This window comes from Synechococcus sp. CB0205, assembly GCF_000179255.1.
GTDB lineage: Bacteria > Cyanobacteriota > Cyanobacteriia > PCC-6307 > Cyanobiaceae > Vulcanococcus.
The window spans coordinates 99,105-115,012 of the sequence record NZ_ADXM01000022.1 but is presented as its reverse complement, the minus strand read 5'-3'; the positions used below and the strand labels follow the sequence as shown (position 1 = coordinate 115,012).

The 15,908-nt window shown below is 64.1% G+C and carries 14 protein-coding genes, 1 tRNA gene and 1 pseudogene; 8 read left to right on the top strand and 8 right to left on the bottom strand.

The genetic code is table 11. The annotated features are described in order from the left end of the window. Window positions 1-10 precede the first annotated feature (10 nt). From sfsA to CB0205_RS0103715, 3 genes are all read left to right on the top strand, one after another. Window positions 11-781, top strand: coding sequence for a DNA/RNA nuclease SfsA (gene sfsA, locus CB0205_RS0103725; RefSeq protein ID WP_010314475.1), 771 nt, complete (start codon window positions 11-13; stop codon window positions 779-781). 25 nt (window positions 782-806) lie between these two features. Then, complete coding sequence (locus CB0205_RS0103720; protein ID WP_010314474.1) at window positions 807-2,027, top strand: 4-hydroxy-3-methylbut-2-enyl diphosphate reductase; 1,221 nt, start codon at window positions 807-809, stop codon at window positions 2,025-2,027. A 95-nt stretch (window positions 2,028-2,122) separates the two neighbouring features. Then, on the top strand, window positions 2,123-2,761 hold the full coding sequence (locus CB0205_RS0103715; protein ID WP_010314473.1) for a DUF1997 domain-containing protein: 639 nt from the start codon (window positions 2,123-2,125) through the stop codon (window positions 2,759-2,761). Here CB0205_RS0103715 and CB0205_RS0103710 read toward each other — a convergent pair whose 3' ends face one another. Together CB0205_RS0103710 and purH are read right to left on the bottom strand one after the other, a co-directional pair. After that, on the bottom strand, window positions 2,762-3,226 hold the full coding sequence (locus tag CB0205_RS0103710; protein WP_010314472.1) for a DUF4079 domain-containing protein: 465 nt from the start codon (window positions 3,224-3,226) through the stop codon (window positions 2,762-2,764). Window positions 3,227-3,264: 38 nt separating this feature from the next. Next, entirely contained in the window at window positions 3,265-4,824 is a 1,560-nt protein-coding gene (gene purH / locus CB0205_RS0103705) for a bifunctional phosphoribosylaminoimidazolecarboxamide formyltransferase/IMP cyclohydrolase (protein WP_010314471.1), read from the bottom strand. Window positions 4,825-4,883: 59 nt separating this feature from the next. On the opposite strand from purH, the gene CB0205_RS0103700 reads away from it, so the two are divergent. Then, the gene (locus CB0205_RS0103700; RefSeq protein WP_010314470.1) at window positions 4,884-5,504 is read left to right on the top strand and encodes an alpha/beta hydrolase; all 621 of its coding nucleotides are present in this window, start codon (window positions 4,884-4,886) and stop codon (window positions 5,502-5,504) included. A 64-nt stretch (window positions 5,505-5,568) separates the two neighbouring features. Here CB0205_RS0103700 and CB0205_RS0103695 read toward each other — a convergent pair whose 3' ends face one another. Then, window positions 5,569-5,940, bottom strand: coding sequence for a DUF3155 domain-containing protein (locus CB0205_RS0103695; RefSeq protein WP_010314468.1), 372 nt, complete (start codon window positions 5,938-5,940; stop codon window positions 5,569-5,571). A 316-nt stretch (window positions 5,941-6,256) separates the two neighbouring features. Between CB0205_RS0103695 and CB0205_RS0103690 the strand changes: the two genes are divergently transcribed. Further along, window positions 6,257-7,384: a sensor histidine kinase KdpD gene (locus CB0205_RS0103690; RefSeq protein ID WP_010314466.1), complete on the top strand. Its 1,128-nt coding sequence runs from the start codon at window positions 6,257-6,259 to the stop codon at window positions 7,382-7,384. Here CB0205_RS0103690 and CB0205_RS0103685 read toward each other — a convergent pair. Continuing rightward, a complete protein-coding gene (locus tag CB0205_RS0103685) occupies window positions 7,344-8,081 on the bottom strand; it encodes an adenosylcobinamide-GDP ribazoletransferase (RefSeq protein ID WP_043705372.1) in 738 nt (245 codons plus the stop codon). The two genes, CB0205_RS0103690 and CB0205_RS0103685, sit on opposite strands and share 41 nt — an antisense overlap. 44 nt (window positions 8,082-8,125) lie before the next feature. Here CB0205_RS0103685 and tgt point away from each other — a divergent pair, with 44 nt between their 5' ends. Together tgt and CB0205_RS0103675 are read left to right on the top strand one after the other, a co-directional pair. Next, the gene (gene tgt / locus CB0205_RS0103680) at window positions 8,126-9,247 is read left to right on the top strand and encodes a tRNA guanosine(34) transglycosylase Tgt (protein WP_043705370.1); all 1,122 of its coding nucleotides are present in this window, start codon (window positions 8,126-8,128) and stop codon (window positions 9,245-9,247) included. Window positions 9,248-9,277: 30 nt separating this feature from the next. Then, complete coding sequence (locus CB0205_RS0103675) at window positions 9,278-9,421, top strand: photosystem II reaction center protein K (RefSeq protein WP_010314460.1); 144 nt, start codon at window positions 9,278-9,280, stop codon at window positions 9,419-9,421. A gap of 82 nt (window positions 9,422-9,503) precedes the next feature. Here the strand turns inward: CB0205_RS0103675 and CB0205_RS0103670 are convergent. After that, window positions 9,504-10,249 (bottom strand): annotated as a pseudogene (locus tag CB0205_RS0103670) (WecB/TagA/CpsF family glycosyltransferase). A 63-nt stretch (window positions 10,250-10,312) separates the two neighbouring features. Here CB0205_RS0103670 and CB0205_RS0103660 point away from each other — a divergent pair. Further along, the gene (locus CB0205_RS0103660; protein ID WP_010314454.1) at window positions 10,313-13,504 is read left to right on the top strand and encodes a glycoside hydrolase family 15 protein; all 3,192 of its coding nucleotides are present in this window, start codon (window positions 10,313-10,315) and stop codon (window positions 13,502-13,504) included. 1 nt (window position 13,505) lies between these two features. On the opposite strand, the gene CB0205_RS0103655 is transcribed toward CB0205_RS0103660, so the two are convergent. The 3 genes from CB0205_RS0103655 to CB0205_RS0103645 all read right to left on the bottom strand — a co-directional run bounded on the left by CB0205_RS0103655 (window position 13,506) and on the right by CB0205_RS0103645 (window position 15,899). After that, the gene (locus CB0205_RS0103655; RefSeq protein WP_010314452.1) at window positions 13,506-14,498 is read right to left on the bottom strand and encodes a Gfo/Idh/MocA family protein; all 993 of its coding nucleotides are present in this window, start codon (window positions 14,496-14,498) and stop codon (window positions 13,506-13,508) included. A 34-nt stretch (window positions 14,499-14,532) separates the two neighbouring features. Then, complete coding sequence (locus CB0205_RS0103650; RefSeq protein ID WP_010314448.1) at window positions 14,533-15,816, bottom strand: hemolysin family protein; 1,284 nt, start codon at window positions 15,814-15,816, stop codon at window positions 14,533-14,535. A gap of 10 nt (window positions 15,817-15,826) precedes the next feature. Further along, window positions 15,827-15,899 (bottom strand) — tRNA-Ile (locus CB0205_RS0103645). Window positions 15,900-15,908 lie beyond the last annotated feature (9 nt).

Sequence of the window (15,908 nt, the reverse complement as noted above, 5' to 3'; positions counted from 1 at the left end):
GCCGCTCTGCATGCCAGCTGCCACTTCCCTGCCAGTCCTGGCACTGGAGGACCTGCATGAGGGGGTCCTGCTCAAGCGCTACAAGCGCTTTCTCGCGGATGTACAGCTGAGCAGCGGCGAGGTCGTCACGGCCCACTGCGCCAACACCGGACCGATGACCGGCGTGCTGCACGTCGGCGGGCGAGTCCGGCTGCGCTACGCCCCATCACCGACCCGCAAGCTCGCCTGGACCTGGGAGCAGGCCGAGGTGCCCGGTGCCGGCGGCAAGCCGGTCTGGGTCGGGATCAATACGGCCCTGCCCAACCGACTGGTGCGCGCCACGATCGAGACCGGCTGCCTTGAACCCTGGCTGGGTCCGATCGAGAGCATCCGCGCGGAGGTGGCCTATGGCCTCAATCGCCGCAGCCGCATTGACCTGCTGCTCAGCCCAGCAGAGGGGGCGGAGGACCCGCGACCGATTTACCTCGAGGTCAAAAACACCACCTGGTGCGACGGCGATCTAGCGCTCTTCCCAGACACGGTGACAGAACGGGGGCAGAAACACCTGCAGGAGCTGATGGGGGTCCTCCCAGAGGCCCGGGCAGTGCTGGTGCCCTGCCTGAGCCGCTCCGATCTCGGGCGCTTCGCCCCCGGCGATCAAGCCGACCCGCGCTACGGCGAACTCTTCCGAGAAGCTCTAGAGGCAGGCGTGGAAGTCCTGCCCTGCCGCTACAGCTTCAGTGCAACGCACATCAACTGGCTTGGAATGGCCAGCGTCCAAGCCCAGAGCGAGGGCTCATAGAGTTAGGGACCTCGAGCCAGCCGTTGTGGATACCCGCGCGTTTAAGCGATCGCTGCATCACTCAGATCGCTACAACCGCCGCGGCTTTGGTCTGGGGGAAGAGGTGGCCGGCAGCCTTGAGCAGGCTTACCAAAGCAATCTGATCGCCAGCATCCGTGAAAACGGATACGAGCTCAAACATGGTCGACTTCAGGTGAAGTTGGCCGAAGCCTTCGGTTTCTGCTGGGGGGTCGAGCGGGCTGTGGCCATGGCCTACGAAACCCGCAAGCACTATCCAACTGAGCGGATCTGGATCACGAACGAGATCATTCACAACCCCTCGGTGAACGATCACCTGCGGGAGATGGACGTGCTGTTCATCGACGTTGAGAACGGAGTCAAAGACTTCTCCAAGGTCGCCAGTGGGGATGTGGTGATCCTTCCCGCCTTTGGCGCGACCGTCCAGGAGATGCAACTGCTCAACGAGCGGGGCTGCCACATCGTCGACACCACCTGCCCCTGGGTCTCCAAGGTGTGGAACACCGTGGAGAAGCACAAGAAGCACGACATCACCTCGATCATTCACGGCAAGGTGAAGCACGAGGAGACCCTCGCCACCAGCTCCTTTGCCGGCACCTACCTAGTGGTGCTCGATCTGGCCGAAGCACAGCTGGTCTGCGATTACATCCTCGCCAGCAGCGGTGGAGCAAGCCCCAGCGCGGAGCAACGTCAGGCGTTTATGGAGCGCTTCTCTAATGCCTGCTCACCGGGCTTTGATCCCGACCGGGATCTCGCTCGCGTCGGCGTGGCGAACCAGACCACCATGCTCAAGAGCGAAACCGAAGAAATCGGTCGCTTGTTCGAGCGCACGATGCTCAAGCGCTTTGGTCCCGCTGAGCTCAACGACCACTTCCTGGCCTTCAACACCATCTGCGATGCCACCCAGGAGCGACAGGACGCGATGTTCGCCCTGGTGGATGAGCCCCTCGATCTGATGGTGGTCATTGGCGGCTACAACTCCTCCAACACCACCCACCTGCAGGAGATCGCCATCACGCGCGGGATTCGCTCGTTCCACATCGACACCCCTGAGCGCATTGGCCCCAGCAACCGAATTGAGCACAAGCCCCTGGGGACCGAGCTGGAGGTCGTTGAGCCCTTCCTCCCTAGCGGTCCGCTGCGGGTGGGCATCACCTCCGGCGCCTCCACTCCCGATCGCGTTGTAGAGGATGTGATTAGCCGCTTAATGGCCTTAGCCGACGCCTAGTCGAGCTGTCACAGACGCTGCAGAGCCGGGCCCCGAGCGCGCTTTACATTGATTCATCTGACCCACAGCCAGGCCCTCCAACAGAGCCTTCTGCGTTGATCTCATCGGTGACCACACCAGAACCTGAGGTCGACGCCAGCGACCTGCCCCTACGGCGCAGTGAGGACACGCGGGTGCGCTGCTACAGCAGCCAGTTCGCTGATGTGATGGAGATGCGGGCCCCCGCCAAAACCGTGGCGGCCTACCTCGATCGCCACGAAGGTTGGTTCCGCCGCTGCGCGGCGCCCATGGAGGTCAACAGCCTGGGACAAAACGGCTATCGGCTCACCCTCGGCCGCTTCGGCAACTTTGGCTTCGAAGTGGAACCGACGATTGGCCTTGAGCTCCTGCCTCAAAGTCAAGGGGTCTACCGCATTTGCACAGTGCCGCCCGAGCAGTTCCAACCGGGCCTGCGGGACCTGTATGACGTGGAGTTCAATGCAGCCCTCCGCCTGGAAGAGCAAAACGCCGAGATCCCCCAGACCGATGTGCGCTGGGAACTAGACCTCAGCGTCTGGATCAAGCTCCCGGCGGTGATTGGCCTCCTGCCCGAGAGCCTGGTTCAGAGCAGCGGAGACCATCTACTGCGTCAGATCGTGCGCCAAATCTCCAGGCGCCTGACCTGGAAAGTCCAAGAGGACTTCCACGCCACCCATGGGCTGGACTGCCCGCCAAGACGGCGGGCCCAGTTCTGATCAAGCGGGGCGGTTTTCCCAGATCTTGTTGAGGATCTGCATGCCGCTCACGGCTTGCCAAAGAAACAGGGTGAAGACACCCATGTTCAGCATCACGTGCAGCTTGCGGGCGATCAGATTGCCCTGCTGCATCAGCGGGGACAGGGCAGCCGCCATCGCGAGTCCGCAGGTCATGGCGATGCCCACAAGCAGGTGAGGGCCGACGAACAGCTTGCCGTTGTTCAAGTAGGTGACGGCCATGCCGCCAAAAGTGCCCAGCACCATCACCGCCAAGACGGCACTGCCATAGAGGTAATGGCGTTTCGCGAACTGCCCCTTGATCAGGGTCTTACGCGCTTCGGCATCAGCGGTACGCGTTTTCTTGGCCTTGATGCCAAGGAACATCGCGTAGCCGCTCAGGGCCAGCAGGCCCCACATGGCCAGCGGGTGCAGGAAGTTGAGATTGAAGGCGAGAGCTTCCGGCATGGAGCGCTGGCGTGGTGGACGGACCGCGCGACGCTAGATCAGTGCAGGAAATGGCGGCGGCCCGTGGTGACCATCGCCAGGCCCAACTCGTCGCAGGCGGCAATCGAGTCCGCGTCGCGGACGCTGCCCCCGGGCTGAATCACGGCCGTGATGCCGTACTGGGCCGCCAAGCGAACGGTGTCATCGAAGGGGAAGAAGCCATCGCTGGCCAGTACGGCTCCACGGGCCTTGTCCCCAGCGGTCTCCAGGGCAATCTTGGCCGAACCCACGCGGTTCATCTGACCGGCGCCGATGCCGAGGCTTTGACCGCCACGGGCAACGGTGATGGCGTTGGAGCGCACGTGACGCACCAAGCGCCAACAGAAGGCCAAATCCGCCAGTTCTTGGGGGCTGGGCTGACGCTTGCTGACGACCTGCCAAGCGGTCTCGTCGACGGGCTGATCGTCCAGGTCCTGCACTAGCAGTCCACCCAGGATGCTGCGGAGTTGTTGCCGGCTGGCCCGCTCAATCGCCTCCGGTGCCAGCTCGAGCAAACGCAAATTGGCCTTCGCCGAGAGCAGCTCGCGGGCTTCCGGATCAAAGGAGGGCGCAACCACGCACTCTAGGAACAGGCTGGTCAAATGCCCTGCGGTGGCCCCATCGACGGGACCATTGATCGCAACAATGCCGCCAAACGCCGAGAGGCGATCGGCATCGAGTGCTCGCTCAATCGCATTGGCGCTGCCTGTCCCAGTGGCCACGCCGCAGGGATTGGTGTGCTTGACCACGACCGCCGCAGGCTTAAAGGCGTTACCCCCCGCAGGCTGTCCGCCGTAGCCGAACTCGCGCACCGTGGCGAGGGCAGCCTCGAGATCGAGGATGTTGTTGTAGCTGAGCTCCTTGCCCTGGAGCTGCTCGCCAGCACCCAGACCAGCCCCAGGCTGGGCGTACCAGGTGGCGCTTTGGTGGGGATTTTCGCCGTAGCGCAGGCTTTGGCGCGCGGGCAACTCCAGGCTGAACGTGCCGGCGCTCTGGGATGCCAGCTGCGCACTCAGCCACTGGCTGATGGCGGTGTCGTACTCAGCGGTGTGACTGAAGGCTTCCAGGGCCAGCTGACGCCGCAGCTCAGGGCTAATCGCTCCAGCTGCCAGGGCCTTCAGAAACGTGGGATATTGCGCCGGACTGGTCAGGACCGCCACGTCCGCATGGTTCTTGGCAGCTGCGCGCACCATCGCTGGCCCGCCGATGTCGATGTTCTCAATCGCCGCGTCCCAGCTGACATCGGGCCGAGCAATCGTCTCGCGGAAGGGATAGAGATTGACCACGACCACATCGATCGGGGCAATGCCCTGGTCGACCAGATCACTCTGGTGGGAGGAGTCCGAGCGCTTTGCCAGGATTCCGCCGTGAATCCGGGGGTGCAGGGTTTTCACGCGTCCCCCAAGGATCTCGGGGGCACCGGTGTGCTCAGCGACCTTGGTCACCGGAACCCCAGCGGCCGAAAACGCCGCGGCCGTACCGCCGCTTGAAATCAGCTGATAACCAGCCGCCAACAGCCCCTGGGCCAAGGGCACCAGTCCTTCCTTATTGGACACGCTGAGCAGGGCCGTGGGCGCCATGGCGATGCAGAGGTCGGCAGAAGGTCCAACCTACGCAGGAGCAGCTCCCGGATCCGCCCATGACCAGCCATCCCGACCAGCTCCAACTCGGGCCTGAGAACGCGCAACAGCGACTCGTTCTGCTGCACGGCTGGGGAGCCGATGCCGATGACCTACTGGATCTCGGGGAACTGCTCGTCAACCCAGAGACCAGCGTTGTCGCCCTGCGGGCGCCAGAGCCCCACCCCTATGGGAGCGGACGGCAGTGGTACGACCTGCAGCCCATCGATTGGGACGCCCTGCCCGCAGCACGCTCCAAGCTCCGTGCCCGGCTTCTCGCCCTCGCCGAGAGCGTCCCCCTCGAGCGGACCGTGCTGCTGGGGTTCTCCCAGGGAGCAGCCATGGCCCTTGATGTCGGCACAGCACTGCCCTTGGCCGGCATCGTCGCCTGCAGCGGCTACCCCCATCAAGGCAGGCAAGCTCCGCCTGCCTGCCCCCCCGTGCTCCTGACCCATGGCCGCCAGGATCCGGTGGTGCCGTTCATGGCCAGCGAAGAACTGCTGCAGCAACTCCAAGCCAGCGGACAGTCAGCGCAACTGCTGGCCTTTGACGGCGGCCATGGCATCGGTGAATCGCTCTTCCCTGAGCTCAAACGCTTCATCACTGAGCGGATCGCGCCCAGCCAAGGCCTGCCTGAGTGAGCAACAAAAAAGCCGGCCCCATCGGGAGGCCGGCTGATGCCCTTCTGAAAGCAGAGTCTGAGAATCAGACGAAGGCGTATTCGTACTCTTCCATTTCTTCCCAGTCGTCGGCGGCCATCGCCTCGAGACCAGCAAAGAGGTTGTCCTCGCCAATGCGATCGACGATCTCTCGCAGGGAAGGGAAGAGGAAGTGATTCTCCTCAGCGTATTGGGCACTAAACAGACCTTTTTCGCCCCAGAAGAAGCGGTCCGTGGTGTGCTCGTTACGACGCACGTTCACCAGAGCGGGAGGAACGATCCCTGACTCGGCGATGTAGCGACGGGCAGCCGTCACAGGCTTGTATTCACCGGTCTCGATGTTGTGAACACCGACATGGGCCAGGACTCGCTGGCCAGCAAGCCGGCGGCGGCTGATGCGCTTGCGCTTTTTGGACATGGTTCAGGAACCCCGAAGGGCGGAGGGGACGAAGAGACGAAGGCAAGAGACCTTCAACAACGCCCAAACGTCTGACAGCCCAAACTGACAGCAAAGCGAGCGTTGGCGTTCAACCAGCAAAGAGACGTGTCTCTCCTGCTGTAACCTCGATGCAACAAAGTTGCAAGCAAAGGCAGAAGCCATCGCCGTGCTGCCTGCGTCAGGCCGCTCGGTATTGGTCGATACCCAAAATCTTAAGACTTTTTCTCGGATTTGAACCAAGTCTCCGAAAAAAGTTCCGTTTAAGGCCGTGGACCACCACCAGAACGCCGCCTAGATGCAAGTCTCCAAGCGGTTTCTCGCGCTGCTGAAACAGCAACTTGCCCAATTCGCGGATCGTCCTGATCTGCGGTCATTGGTGGTGTACGTGGCCCTACCCAGCGCCACTGGAGAACCCTCCCTGCTCTCGATTGGCGGCTGGCCCAAGCAAGTCTTGGCCCTCGAAAGCGATGCCAGTAGGCCGTCGCCAGACGAGCGCAGCACGCGCCGTTGGCTCGCCCTGCGAGATGGGCCGCTCCTACTTGGAGCCCTGCGAATCGACACCGACTGCTGGCCCTGGCCCACGCCCCTGAGTGATCGGCTGGAAGCAACAGCGCTCTGCCTCACCGAAGCGCTCAAGCTCGATCTGGAGCAACAACGACTTGGCCGTCAACTGGCCCTGCGGGACGACCAGCTCAAGCTGCTGGTCCATCAACTGCGCAATCCCCTGGCGGCCCTGCGCACCTTTGGACAACTGCTCAGGCGTCGACTCGAGGGCGATAGCGCCAATCAAGCGTTGGTGGACAACCTGCTGAGCGAGCAGCACCAGATCAATCGCTATCTCGAAGCGATCGATCAACTCACCCAAACTCCGCTGCTGCCCCCCGCCCAAGACGGCCTGCAACCACTGCTGCTGCCGCCAGCCTTCAGCAGTGAGGACCTGCACTCCCTCAACCAAGTGCTGGAGCCCTTGCTGGAGCGCGCCGCTGGAACCGCCGCCCTGCAAGGCCGGCGCTGGGTGCCACCTGGAGAGCTTCCGACGCAAGCGTGCAATGCCGCAGCCGTCTCCGAAATCGTGGCCAACCTGCTGGAGAACGCCTTCCGCTACAGCCGCCCTGGTGGCGGCGTCGGCCTGGTTTGTCAGGAGCAGGGCGATCAGCTCGTCCTGACGGTTTGGGACGAAGGGCCCGAAATCCCCAGCGCCGAACGGGAGCAGATCTTCCGCAAAGGGGAACGGGGCAGCACCGGCCTTGCCTTCGACGGCAGCGGTCTGGGGCTGGCGCTCGGCCGGGACCTCGCGGAACGCATCGGCGGTGCACTGGAGCTACGGGTGCCGCCCTCCGGTCTCGATCCCAAACTGCCCAGCGCTGGCAATGCCTTCCAACTCAGCCTGCCGAAACGGCCAACAGCAACAGGATCCAACTAAGGCTCCACTCCACGCAGGCTCCGTAGCTGTCGCCGCTGTGACCGCCCAAGCGCCGGCCCAAAACCCAAGGAATCAACATGGCCGGCAGCACACCGAGCCAGCCCAACCCGGCCCATGGACTGAGGCCGAGTCCCAGCAGCAGGCCGCTGAGGGCAAAAGCCAACAACAACGAGGGCATCAATTCAGCCAGCAGACCCTGCCAATGGCGGAGGTGAAAAGCCGCCGTTCCCTCGCTCTGGCGCAGATAGGGAAACCACTGCATCGCAAACAGCGGTGAAACCCGCGCCCAAATCGAAGCCCAGACCAGGGCGAGAGGCGCCAGGGGGCCAAGCCAAGCCAACGCCGCGGCGCGCAGCAAAAGAGCCACCAACAGCGCCTGGACCCCGCTCGCCCCAACCCGGCTGTCGTCCATGGCCTCCAGACGGCGTTCAGCAGGGGCGGCCAGGCCATCGGCCGTATCCATCAGCCCATCGAGATGCAGCCCGCCGCTCAAACTGATGCCCAGGGCTAAGACCATGGGGATCTGGACCAGCGGACCCGCGGGCGCGAGCAGCTGCCACAGCGCTGCCTCCAGCAGCCCAATCGCCAGACCCACCCAAGGGGCAAAGCGGGCAATGCGCTCAAAGCGCGGCGTGACCCCGGGCGGCAGCGGAAGGACGCTGTAAAAAATCCAAGCTCCAGCCCAATCCCTGAGCATGCAGGCGGCCAGCAACGATGGGGCTAGATGATCCTGCCGCCTCGATGAGCTTCCACTTCGAGATCACGGCCCGCTGCACGCGCACCGCCGCCCGTTGCGGCTGCTTTCACACCCCCCATGGCGTCGTCACCACCCCGCGCTTCATGCCCGTGGGGACGCTGGCCACGGTGAAGGGCGTCACGCCGGCGCAACTCAAAGCGACCGGGGCAGAGATGGTGCTCTCCAACACCTTCCACCTGCACCTTCAACCCGGTGAGCAGATCGTGGCGGATGGCGGCGGCTTGCACCGCTTCATGGCCTGGGACGGACCAATGCTCACCGACTCCGGCGGCTTTCAGGTCTTCAGCCTGGGAGACATCAACACCATCAATGACCGCGGCGTGGTCTTTCGCTCCCCTCGCGATGGGGCCCGGATCGATCTCACTCCAGAGCGATCCATGGCGATCCAAATGGCCCTGGGGGCCGATGTGGCAATGGCCTTTGACCAGTGCCCGCCCTATCCCGCCACCGAAAGCGAGGTGGAGACCGCCTGCCGCCGCACCCATGCCTGGCTGGAGCGCTGCATCACGAGCCACACCAAGGACGATCAGGCCCTGTTCGGGATCGTGCAGGGGGGCTGCTTCCCGCACCTGCGCGAAGAATCGGCACGCGTCATCAGCGCCATGGGCCTGCCCGGCATCGCCGTCGGTGGCGTGAGCGTGGGCGAGCCCGCCGAGGAAATGCATCGGATCGTGCGCCAGGTCGGCCCCCTACTGCCCGATGACAAGCCCCACTACTTGATGGGCGTTGGCACCCTCCCCGAAATGGCCATCGCCGTGGCCAACGGCTTCGATCTCTTTGATTGCGTGCTGCCCACCCGCCTGGGACGCCACGGAGCGGCCCTGGTGGGCGGCGAGCGCTGGAACTTGAAAAACGCCCGCTTCCGCCATGACCACAGCCCACTGGATCCCAGCTGCAGCTGCCCGGCCTGCACGGTCCACAGCCGCGCCTACCTCCACCATCTGATCAAAACGGATGAACTGCTCGGAAAGATTCTTTTGAGCCTGCACAACATCACCCAACTGGTGCGCTTCAGCACAGCGATGGGACAGGCCATCCGCGACGGCTGTTTTTCAGAGGATTTCGCTCCGTGGGAACCAGCCTCTCCGGCCGCCCACACGTGGTAGCTTCCGTCCCTAGCCAACGACGAAACCAGGATGGCCGCCTACGCCCTGCAGACCCTGGCCCAGCTGCCCGAGGCCTACCAAGCCTTCGGTCCTCTGATTGACATCCTGCCGATCATTCCCCTGTTCTTCCTGCTGCTGGCCTTTGTCTGGCAAGCCTCCGTCGGCTTCCGCTGATTCCAAGCTGAGCTGAAGAGCGAAACAAAAAAAGCGGTGGGGGCCCATTGGGTCTCCACCGCTTTTTGCTTGCCATCCGGGATTAGCACCCGCGCAAGACGGCCCAGGCAAATTCCGGCAGCGCCAACATCCGGCGCCAACGGCTTGGCTCTTGAACGAGGCGATACAGCCATTCGATCTGCAAACGGCACATCCACTGGGGAGCACGCTGTTTCGCGCCCGACCAGACGTCAAAACTGCCGCCAACTCCCATCCAAATACCGGGCTGATCGGCATGCATGCGCTGGATCCAGGTCTCTTGGCGCGGCACACCCAAGGCCGCGAGCACCAGATCCGGCCTGGCCTCGCGGAGTTGCTGCTCAATGCCAGGCCACTGCTCCGGGCTTTGATAGCCGTGGATGCTGAACTGCAGGTTCAGGCCAGGAATCTCTTTTTTCAGCCGGGCCGAGACCAGCGCCATCACCTCGGGGCTAGCGCCCACCAAAGCCACACGCCAGCTGCGGGAAGCCGCCTCGACCAGGAGCTGACGGGCGAGCTCAATACCTGGACTGCGGCGCACCCGGTAACCCTGGCGCTTGAGAGCCCAGACCACACCGGCACCATCAGGGATCACCAGATCCGCCGCCGCGATCGCCCCACCTAGGGCGGGATCGGCTAGGGCCGACATCGTCATCTCGGCGTTCAAGGTGACGATCTGACCGCCCCCCGTTGCTTCAAGGCCAGGGCGGCCTCGAGCACATCGGCGGCCACGGCCACCTGCACACCCAAGACCTGGGCGGTCTCCCAGGCGGGCTGATCAAACGCATTGGGGCTGGCGGGAGTCGCCATTGATGCCGTCGTGGATAGGCCGCACGGGAGAATCTATGGCTTGCCTTCAGGCAGTGCTCGCCCATGACCCTCAGCAGCGCCCCGGTTGCGAACAGCGCCGCACCGCTGCAGCTGAGTGCCGCTGAGGCTTGGCAGCGCCTCCAAGAACTGGACCGGCAGATCGATCAGGTGGTGCTGCAGCGCCAACACCCGATCACCGGCCTGCTCCCCGCCAGCACCGCCAACAACGTCCACGGCAACTACGGCGATGCCTGGGTGCGGGACTGCGTCTACTCAATCCAATGCGTCTGGGGCCTCGCCCTGGCCCATCGGCGTCTGAGTGGCGCCACCGCCCGCGTCTACGAGCTGGAGCAGCGGGTGCTGCAACTGATGCGGGGTCTACTCAACGCGATGCTGCGCCAGGCCCACAAGGTCGAGCGCTTCAAGCAGACCCTCTCCCCGCTCGATTGCCTGCATGCCAAATACGACACCGGCAGTGGCGATCCGGTGGTCCCCGATGACGGCTGGGGGCACCTGCAGCTCGATGCCACGGCACTATTCCTTTTGCAGCTCGCCCAGCTGACCCGTTCGGGACTGGTGGTGGTTCAAACGAGCCACGAACGGGACTTCCTGCAAAACCTCGTCTATTACGTGGCTCGCGCCTACCGGGTGCGCGATTACGGCATCTGGGAGCGCGGGGACAAAGGCAACCACGGCCTCCCAGAGCGCAACGCCAGCTCCATTGGTCTGGTTAAGGCTGCCCTCGAGGCCCTGGAAGCCCTGGATCTCTATGGCCCCCACGGCAATGGTCAGTGCCACCTGCACATTCCCCACGACGCCATCGTGCGGCTGCGGCGCGCCCTCAGCGGCCTGTTGCCCCGGGAATCAGCCAGCAAAGAAGTCGATGCGGCCTGCCTCTCGGTGATTGGCTACCCGGCCTGGGCCGTGGAAGACAGCGCCCTGGTGGAGCGCACCCGCAACAAGATCCGCACCGAATTGGGCGGACCCTACGGCTACAAGCGCTTCCGCCGGGACGGCCACCAAACCGTCGTCGAGGACCACAACCGACTGCACTACGAACGGGAGGAACTGGCCCAGTTCGAGCACATCGAATGCGAATGGCCCCTGTTCCTGGCCTATGAGCTGATCACGGCCTGCTGCGAAGAACGCTGGAGTGAGGCCTGGAGCTGGCGGGAGCGGCTGCGCAAGGTTGCCGTCGACGTGGACGGCATCGAGCTGCTGCCGGAGGTCTATCTGGTCCCGAAAGCCAGCATCGAGGCTGAGCGCAAGCAACCAGGAAGCCAGGAGCGCATTGCCAACGACAACGTTCCCCTCCTCTGGACGCAAAGCCTGACCTGGCTCAGCGACCTGATGCTGCTGGGCCTACTGGAGCCGCAGCAACTGGACCCCAGCGAAAGGCGCCGCAGCCGCAGTCTGGGGGCGCCTCAGGTCCTGGTGAGTTTCGTCCCCGCCCGCGAGCACATCGCAGCGGCCCTGGAGCAGGCGGGACTGGCCGTCAGCCGCCCAGGGCCCAGCAACATCGCCAGCTCCCAAGAGCTCGGCCGGCGGATGGCCCAGGTGGGCGCGAATGCGCGACTGGGCCTGAGCGGTCATCCGCGGCTGCGCATGGAGACCATGGCCACCGCCCGGCTCTACCGCCAAGACGGCCAAACCCTGGCCTTTTTGCCAGCGGTGCTGGAGGAGGACACCTTCTATCTCTCCGATGACCCCGAGCAACTGGTAGATGCGGTCACCAACGAAATCAGTCAGTTGCAACGCCACTGGCGCGGCAGCGGGCTACCGCTGCTGCTGATCCCTGTCGAAGAAGGACCCTTCCAGCGCAGCCCTGAAACCTTCTTGCGGCTTGGGGAGACCCTGCGGAGCGGCGTGCTGAGTGGAACCGCGGTGCAACTCGGCAGCTTGGACGACCTGGCCAACCAAGCCTGCTGGGCGGAACTGCCCAATGCGCAACCGGAGGCTGCCGTCAGCGCTGCGGAGCCCATCCAAGGACTGCAGAGCAGCGGCCTGGACAAACCGCTGACCGCCGAACAAGAGCAAGAGCTGGAGGAATCCAGCCTAGATGCGCTGCTGGAGCGGCTCTGGCAAAGCGCCTCCCTACAGGAGCAAGCCGAGCTACTTGAGCTCTTGGTCCGCCGGCTCGGCCTCTCGGCCGTCCTGACCGGACCCAAGGGCCATGCAACACCCAAGGCCCTGTTGGAGGAGGCCTACCGCCGCGCCCTCAAGGATGGGGACTGGAACGTAGTGCGGCGCTGCGCTGGAGTCCTGGGCTTGGTTCATCCCCAGCTTGAAGATGCCCTCACCGATCTCTTGGTGCGCCAGAAACAGGTCGTTGTTGGACGCAACTACACCAACGACTCCCTGATCACCCAGCCCCTCAGCAGCAAGGCGATTGCAGCCATGATCCGCCTCTACAGCGGCGAGGACAGCCGCGAATGGGTGCTGCAGCAGGAACTCCTGCTGGCCCTCGATGGTCTGGCCCGACGTGATCCCGCCCTTCTCAGCGGCAGCCTGACCCTGCAGCTGGGGCAACTGCTGCTGCTGCTCACCAGTGAAGTGGCCGGGGAGCAGAACCTCTCACCGAGTGAAGCCTTCGAGGCCCTCTGCGACACGCCGCCCCACGCCATCGGACGGCGGCTCAAGCAGGTGCTCAGCGATGTGGAGCACGCCAAGGCCGCCCTGCAACGCAAGGAGCAACTGCACCTCAGTGGCCGGGTGAGCTGGGAGGCTCCTGAACCCTTGGAGGAGCTCGAAAAGGGTGAAAACTGGCTGAAACACCGGGAGCGCATGGGTGCGCTGCAGAACGTGCCCCGGGACTTCCACCCCGGAATCTGGAGCCTGCTGCACCACTGCCGCGGTCTGGTCATCGGCGACAAGCTCGAGCGCCGCAACCGGCTCGAGAGCGCGCCGCTGCTCAAGGAGAAGACTCCCGGCGAGCGCAACTTTGCGGTCCACGTCGAGCACCTGCTCAGCAAGATTGAGGCGCCCGAATACCGCCGCCTCTGCATCGAGACCCTGGTCACCCTGATTGCCTTCGTCGATGCCAACCCGGAGGTCAGCGTCGCTGACGACCTGGTGCTGGATGTGGTGATTGGCCACGCGGTCCGCGTCGGCTGGCAGCAGCGCCATCCGGAGACCGATCCCGCGGAGTACGGCAGCCACAAAGGCGATGCCTGGGATGCCTTCTATCGCGCCTCACCAGCTGACTGCCGCCGCTGGCAGCTGCTGGCGCTGAAAGAACTGGCGGAGATGGCCTGAGTTAGATCGGCTCCGGCAGGGTCATGCAGATGTTGGCCTGCTCGACGCACTGCTCGATCAGATCAGCCAGCAGCAGGGCCCGCGACGCCTGAGGGCCGTCGACGGCGGGCTTCTCCTCACCGCGAACGCACTGGAGGAAATGCTCCAGCTCAGCGACCAGGGGGTCCACCGGCGAGGTGCTGACCTCTTCGATGAATCCATCGTTGCGATACAGCAATTCACCGTGGTCAGCGCTGAAGGACTGGTGGGTCCGCCGGTGGATCTGCAGGCTGCGGTTGAGGAAATCGGTCTCCACCAGGGCGCTGCGGCAGTGGGCGGAGAGGCTGCGGATTTTGCGGTGCGCCATCTTGCTGGCGGTCAGGCTGGCGACGACACCATTGGCAAAGCCCAAGGTGGCATTGACGTAATCGATCGGACCATCGGCGCTGCGGCCGCCGGCAGCGGCAAGGCGAATAACAGGGGCCTGCGCCAGTTCCAGCACCAAATCGATGTCATGGATCATGAGATCCAGCACCACCGAGACGTCATTGGCGCGGTCCGGGTTGGGGCTGTGGCGGCGGGCCTCCAGCACAACAACCTCCTCGCCAGCTACCACCTTGACCAACTCGCGGAAGGCCGGGTTAAAGCGCTCGATGTGCCCCACCTGCAGCAGACGGCCGGAGGATTTCGCCGCTCGAATCAGATCGGAGGCCTCGTCTTGGGTCGCTGCGATTGGCTTCTCGATCAGGACGTGGACGCCCGCGTCAAAGCAGGCCATGCCGACGCGGTGGTGCAGGAGTGTCGGCACCGCGATGCAAACCGCCTCGACTTCCTTCAGCAGCTCGGTGTACTCCCCAAACCAGCGGCAGCCAAACTGCTCGACCGCAAGCTGACCGCGATGGGGGTCTGGGTCCGCAACCCCGACAAGCTCCGCATCCTTGAGCAGGCTGAGCACCCGGGCGTGGTGCCAGCCCATGTTTCCGATCCCGATGACCCCAACGCGGACTGGCTTCATGGCGTTGGTGTTCCGGCGCAGTAATTATCAGGGATCAAAGGTCGTCATCGCTGACGGGCTCTGCCAAACGGCGACTGATCTCTACACGGTCAATCCGGGGACCATCCATCGCGAGGACCTCAAATTGATGCCCCTTCCAGAACACACTTTCTCCGGGTGAAGGGATGTGCTGCAGGCGCTCCAAGAGAAAGCCGGCGAGGGTGTGATGTTCGTCGGATTCAGGCAACTGGAGGTTGAGCTCCCGGTTCAGCTCATAAATCTCCAGATCTCCGGCCACCAGCCAGCTGTCGTCCTGGAGCTGCTGGAGATCCTCCTCGGGATTTTCTGGATCCTCCTCTTCGCCGACGATCTCGCTGGTGAAGTCGGAGATCGTGACCAGACCCTCGGTGCCTCCGTGCTCATCCACCACCAGGAGAAGCGGTTGACCACTGCGAATCAAGGGCAGCAATTCAGCGACTGGCGTGGTCTCTTGAACCTTGGTGACCGGGGTGACATAGGGAGCCAACGGTGTGTCGCGCTGCAGAAGTCCCTTGGCAATCGGTTCCGCCAAACGCCTGAGGTCCAGCACCCCGCGCACGTCATCGAGGGAACTGCCCAAGACCGGGAAGCGGGCGTGGTGGGTCGTATGGACGGCTTCCATCAGCTCACCAAAGCGCACCTCCAAAGGCAAAGTGACCATGCCCGAACGGGGGACCATCACCTCCCGCACCTGGGTATCGCGCAGAGAAAAGAGACCCTCCAACATGTCGCGCTCATCGGGCATCAAGCCGGTGACGCTGTTGGACTCAATCAGGGTTTCGAGCTCACCCGCTGAGAGGGCCGGCACCAACTGATCCCAGTTGCGCGGCAAACCCAGTAGGCGCAGCACCCCATCACCCAGACGCTCCACCACCGCCAAAAACGGCGCCAGGGTGCGAATCAGGTTCTCGAGCACCGGGGCCAGCCGAAGGGCGGTGGCTTCGGGGCGATGCAAGACCCATGCCTTCGGCACCAAGCCGCCCAACAGAGTGGCCAAGAGCACGAGGACCGCAAAGACAGCGATGTCCCACCAGACCTGCTGGCCCGCGGCAGCGGAGAGCCGTTCCGCCAGGGCGCGGCCACTCCAGCCCAGCGCCAACAGGGCCATGGCCATGCCGAGCTGCGTCGCCACCAGGGCCCGGCGCAAACGCCGCTGCAGGCGTGCCACGGCGGTCGCACCAGCGTGGCCGTCCTCCTCGAGCAACTGCACCCGGGTCGGGCGCAGGCGAATCAGGGAAAATTCGGAGGCGGCGAAAAAGGCCAGCAGGATCAGCAGGGCCGCCGGAGCCAGAAATCGCATCGCCGAAGAATGGGGGTCGCGAGGATCGAACTCGCCTAAGGCGGATTATGAGTCCGCTGCATTCACCAGATTGCTAGACCCCCAGCGGGTGT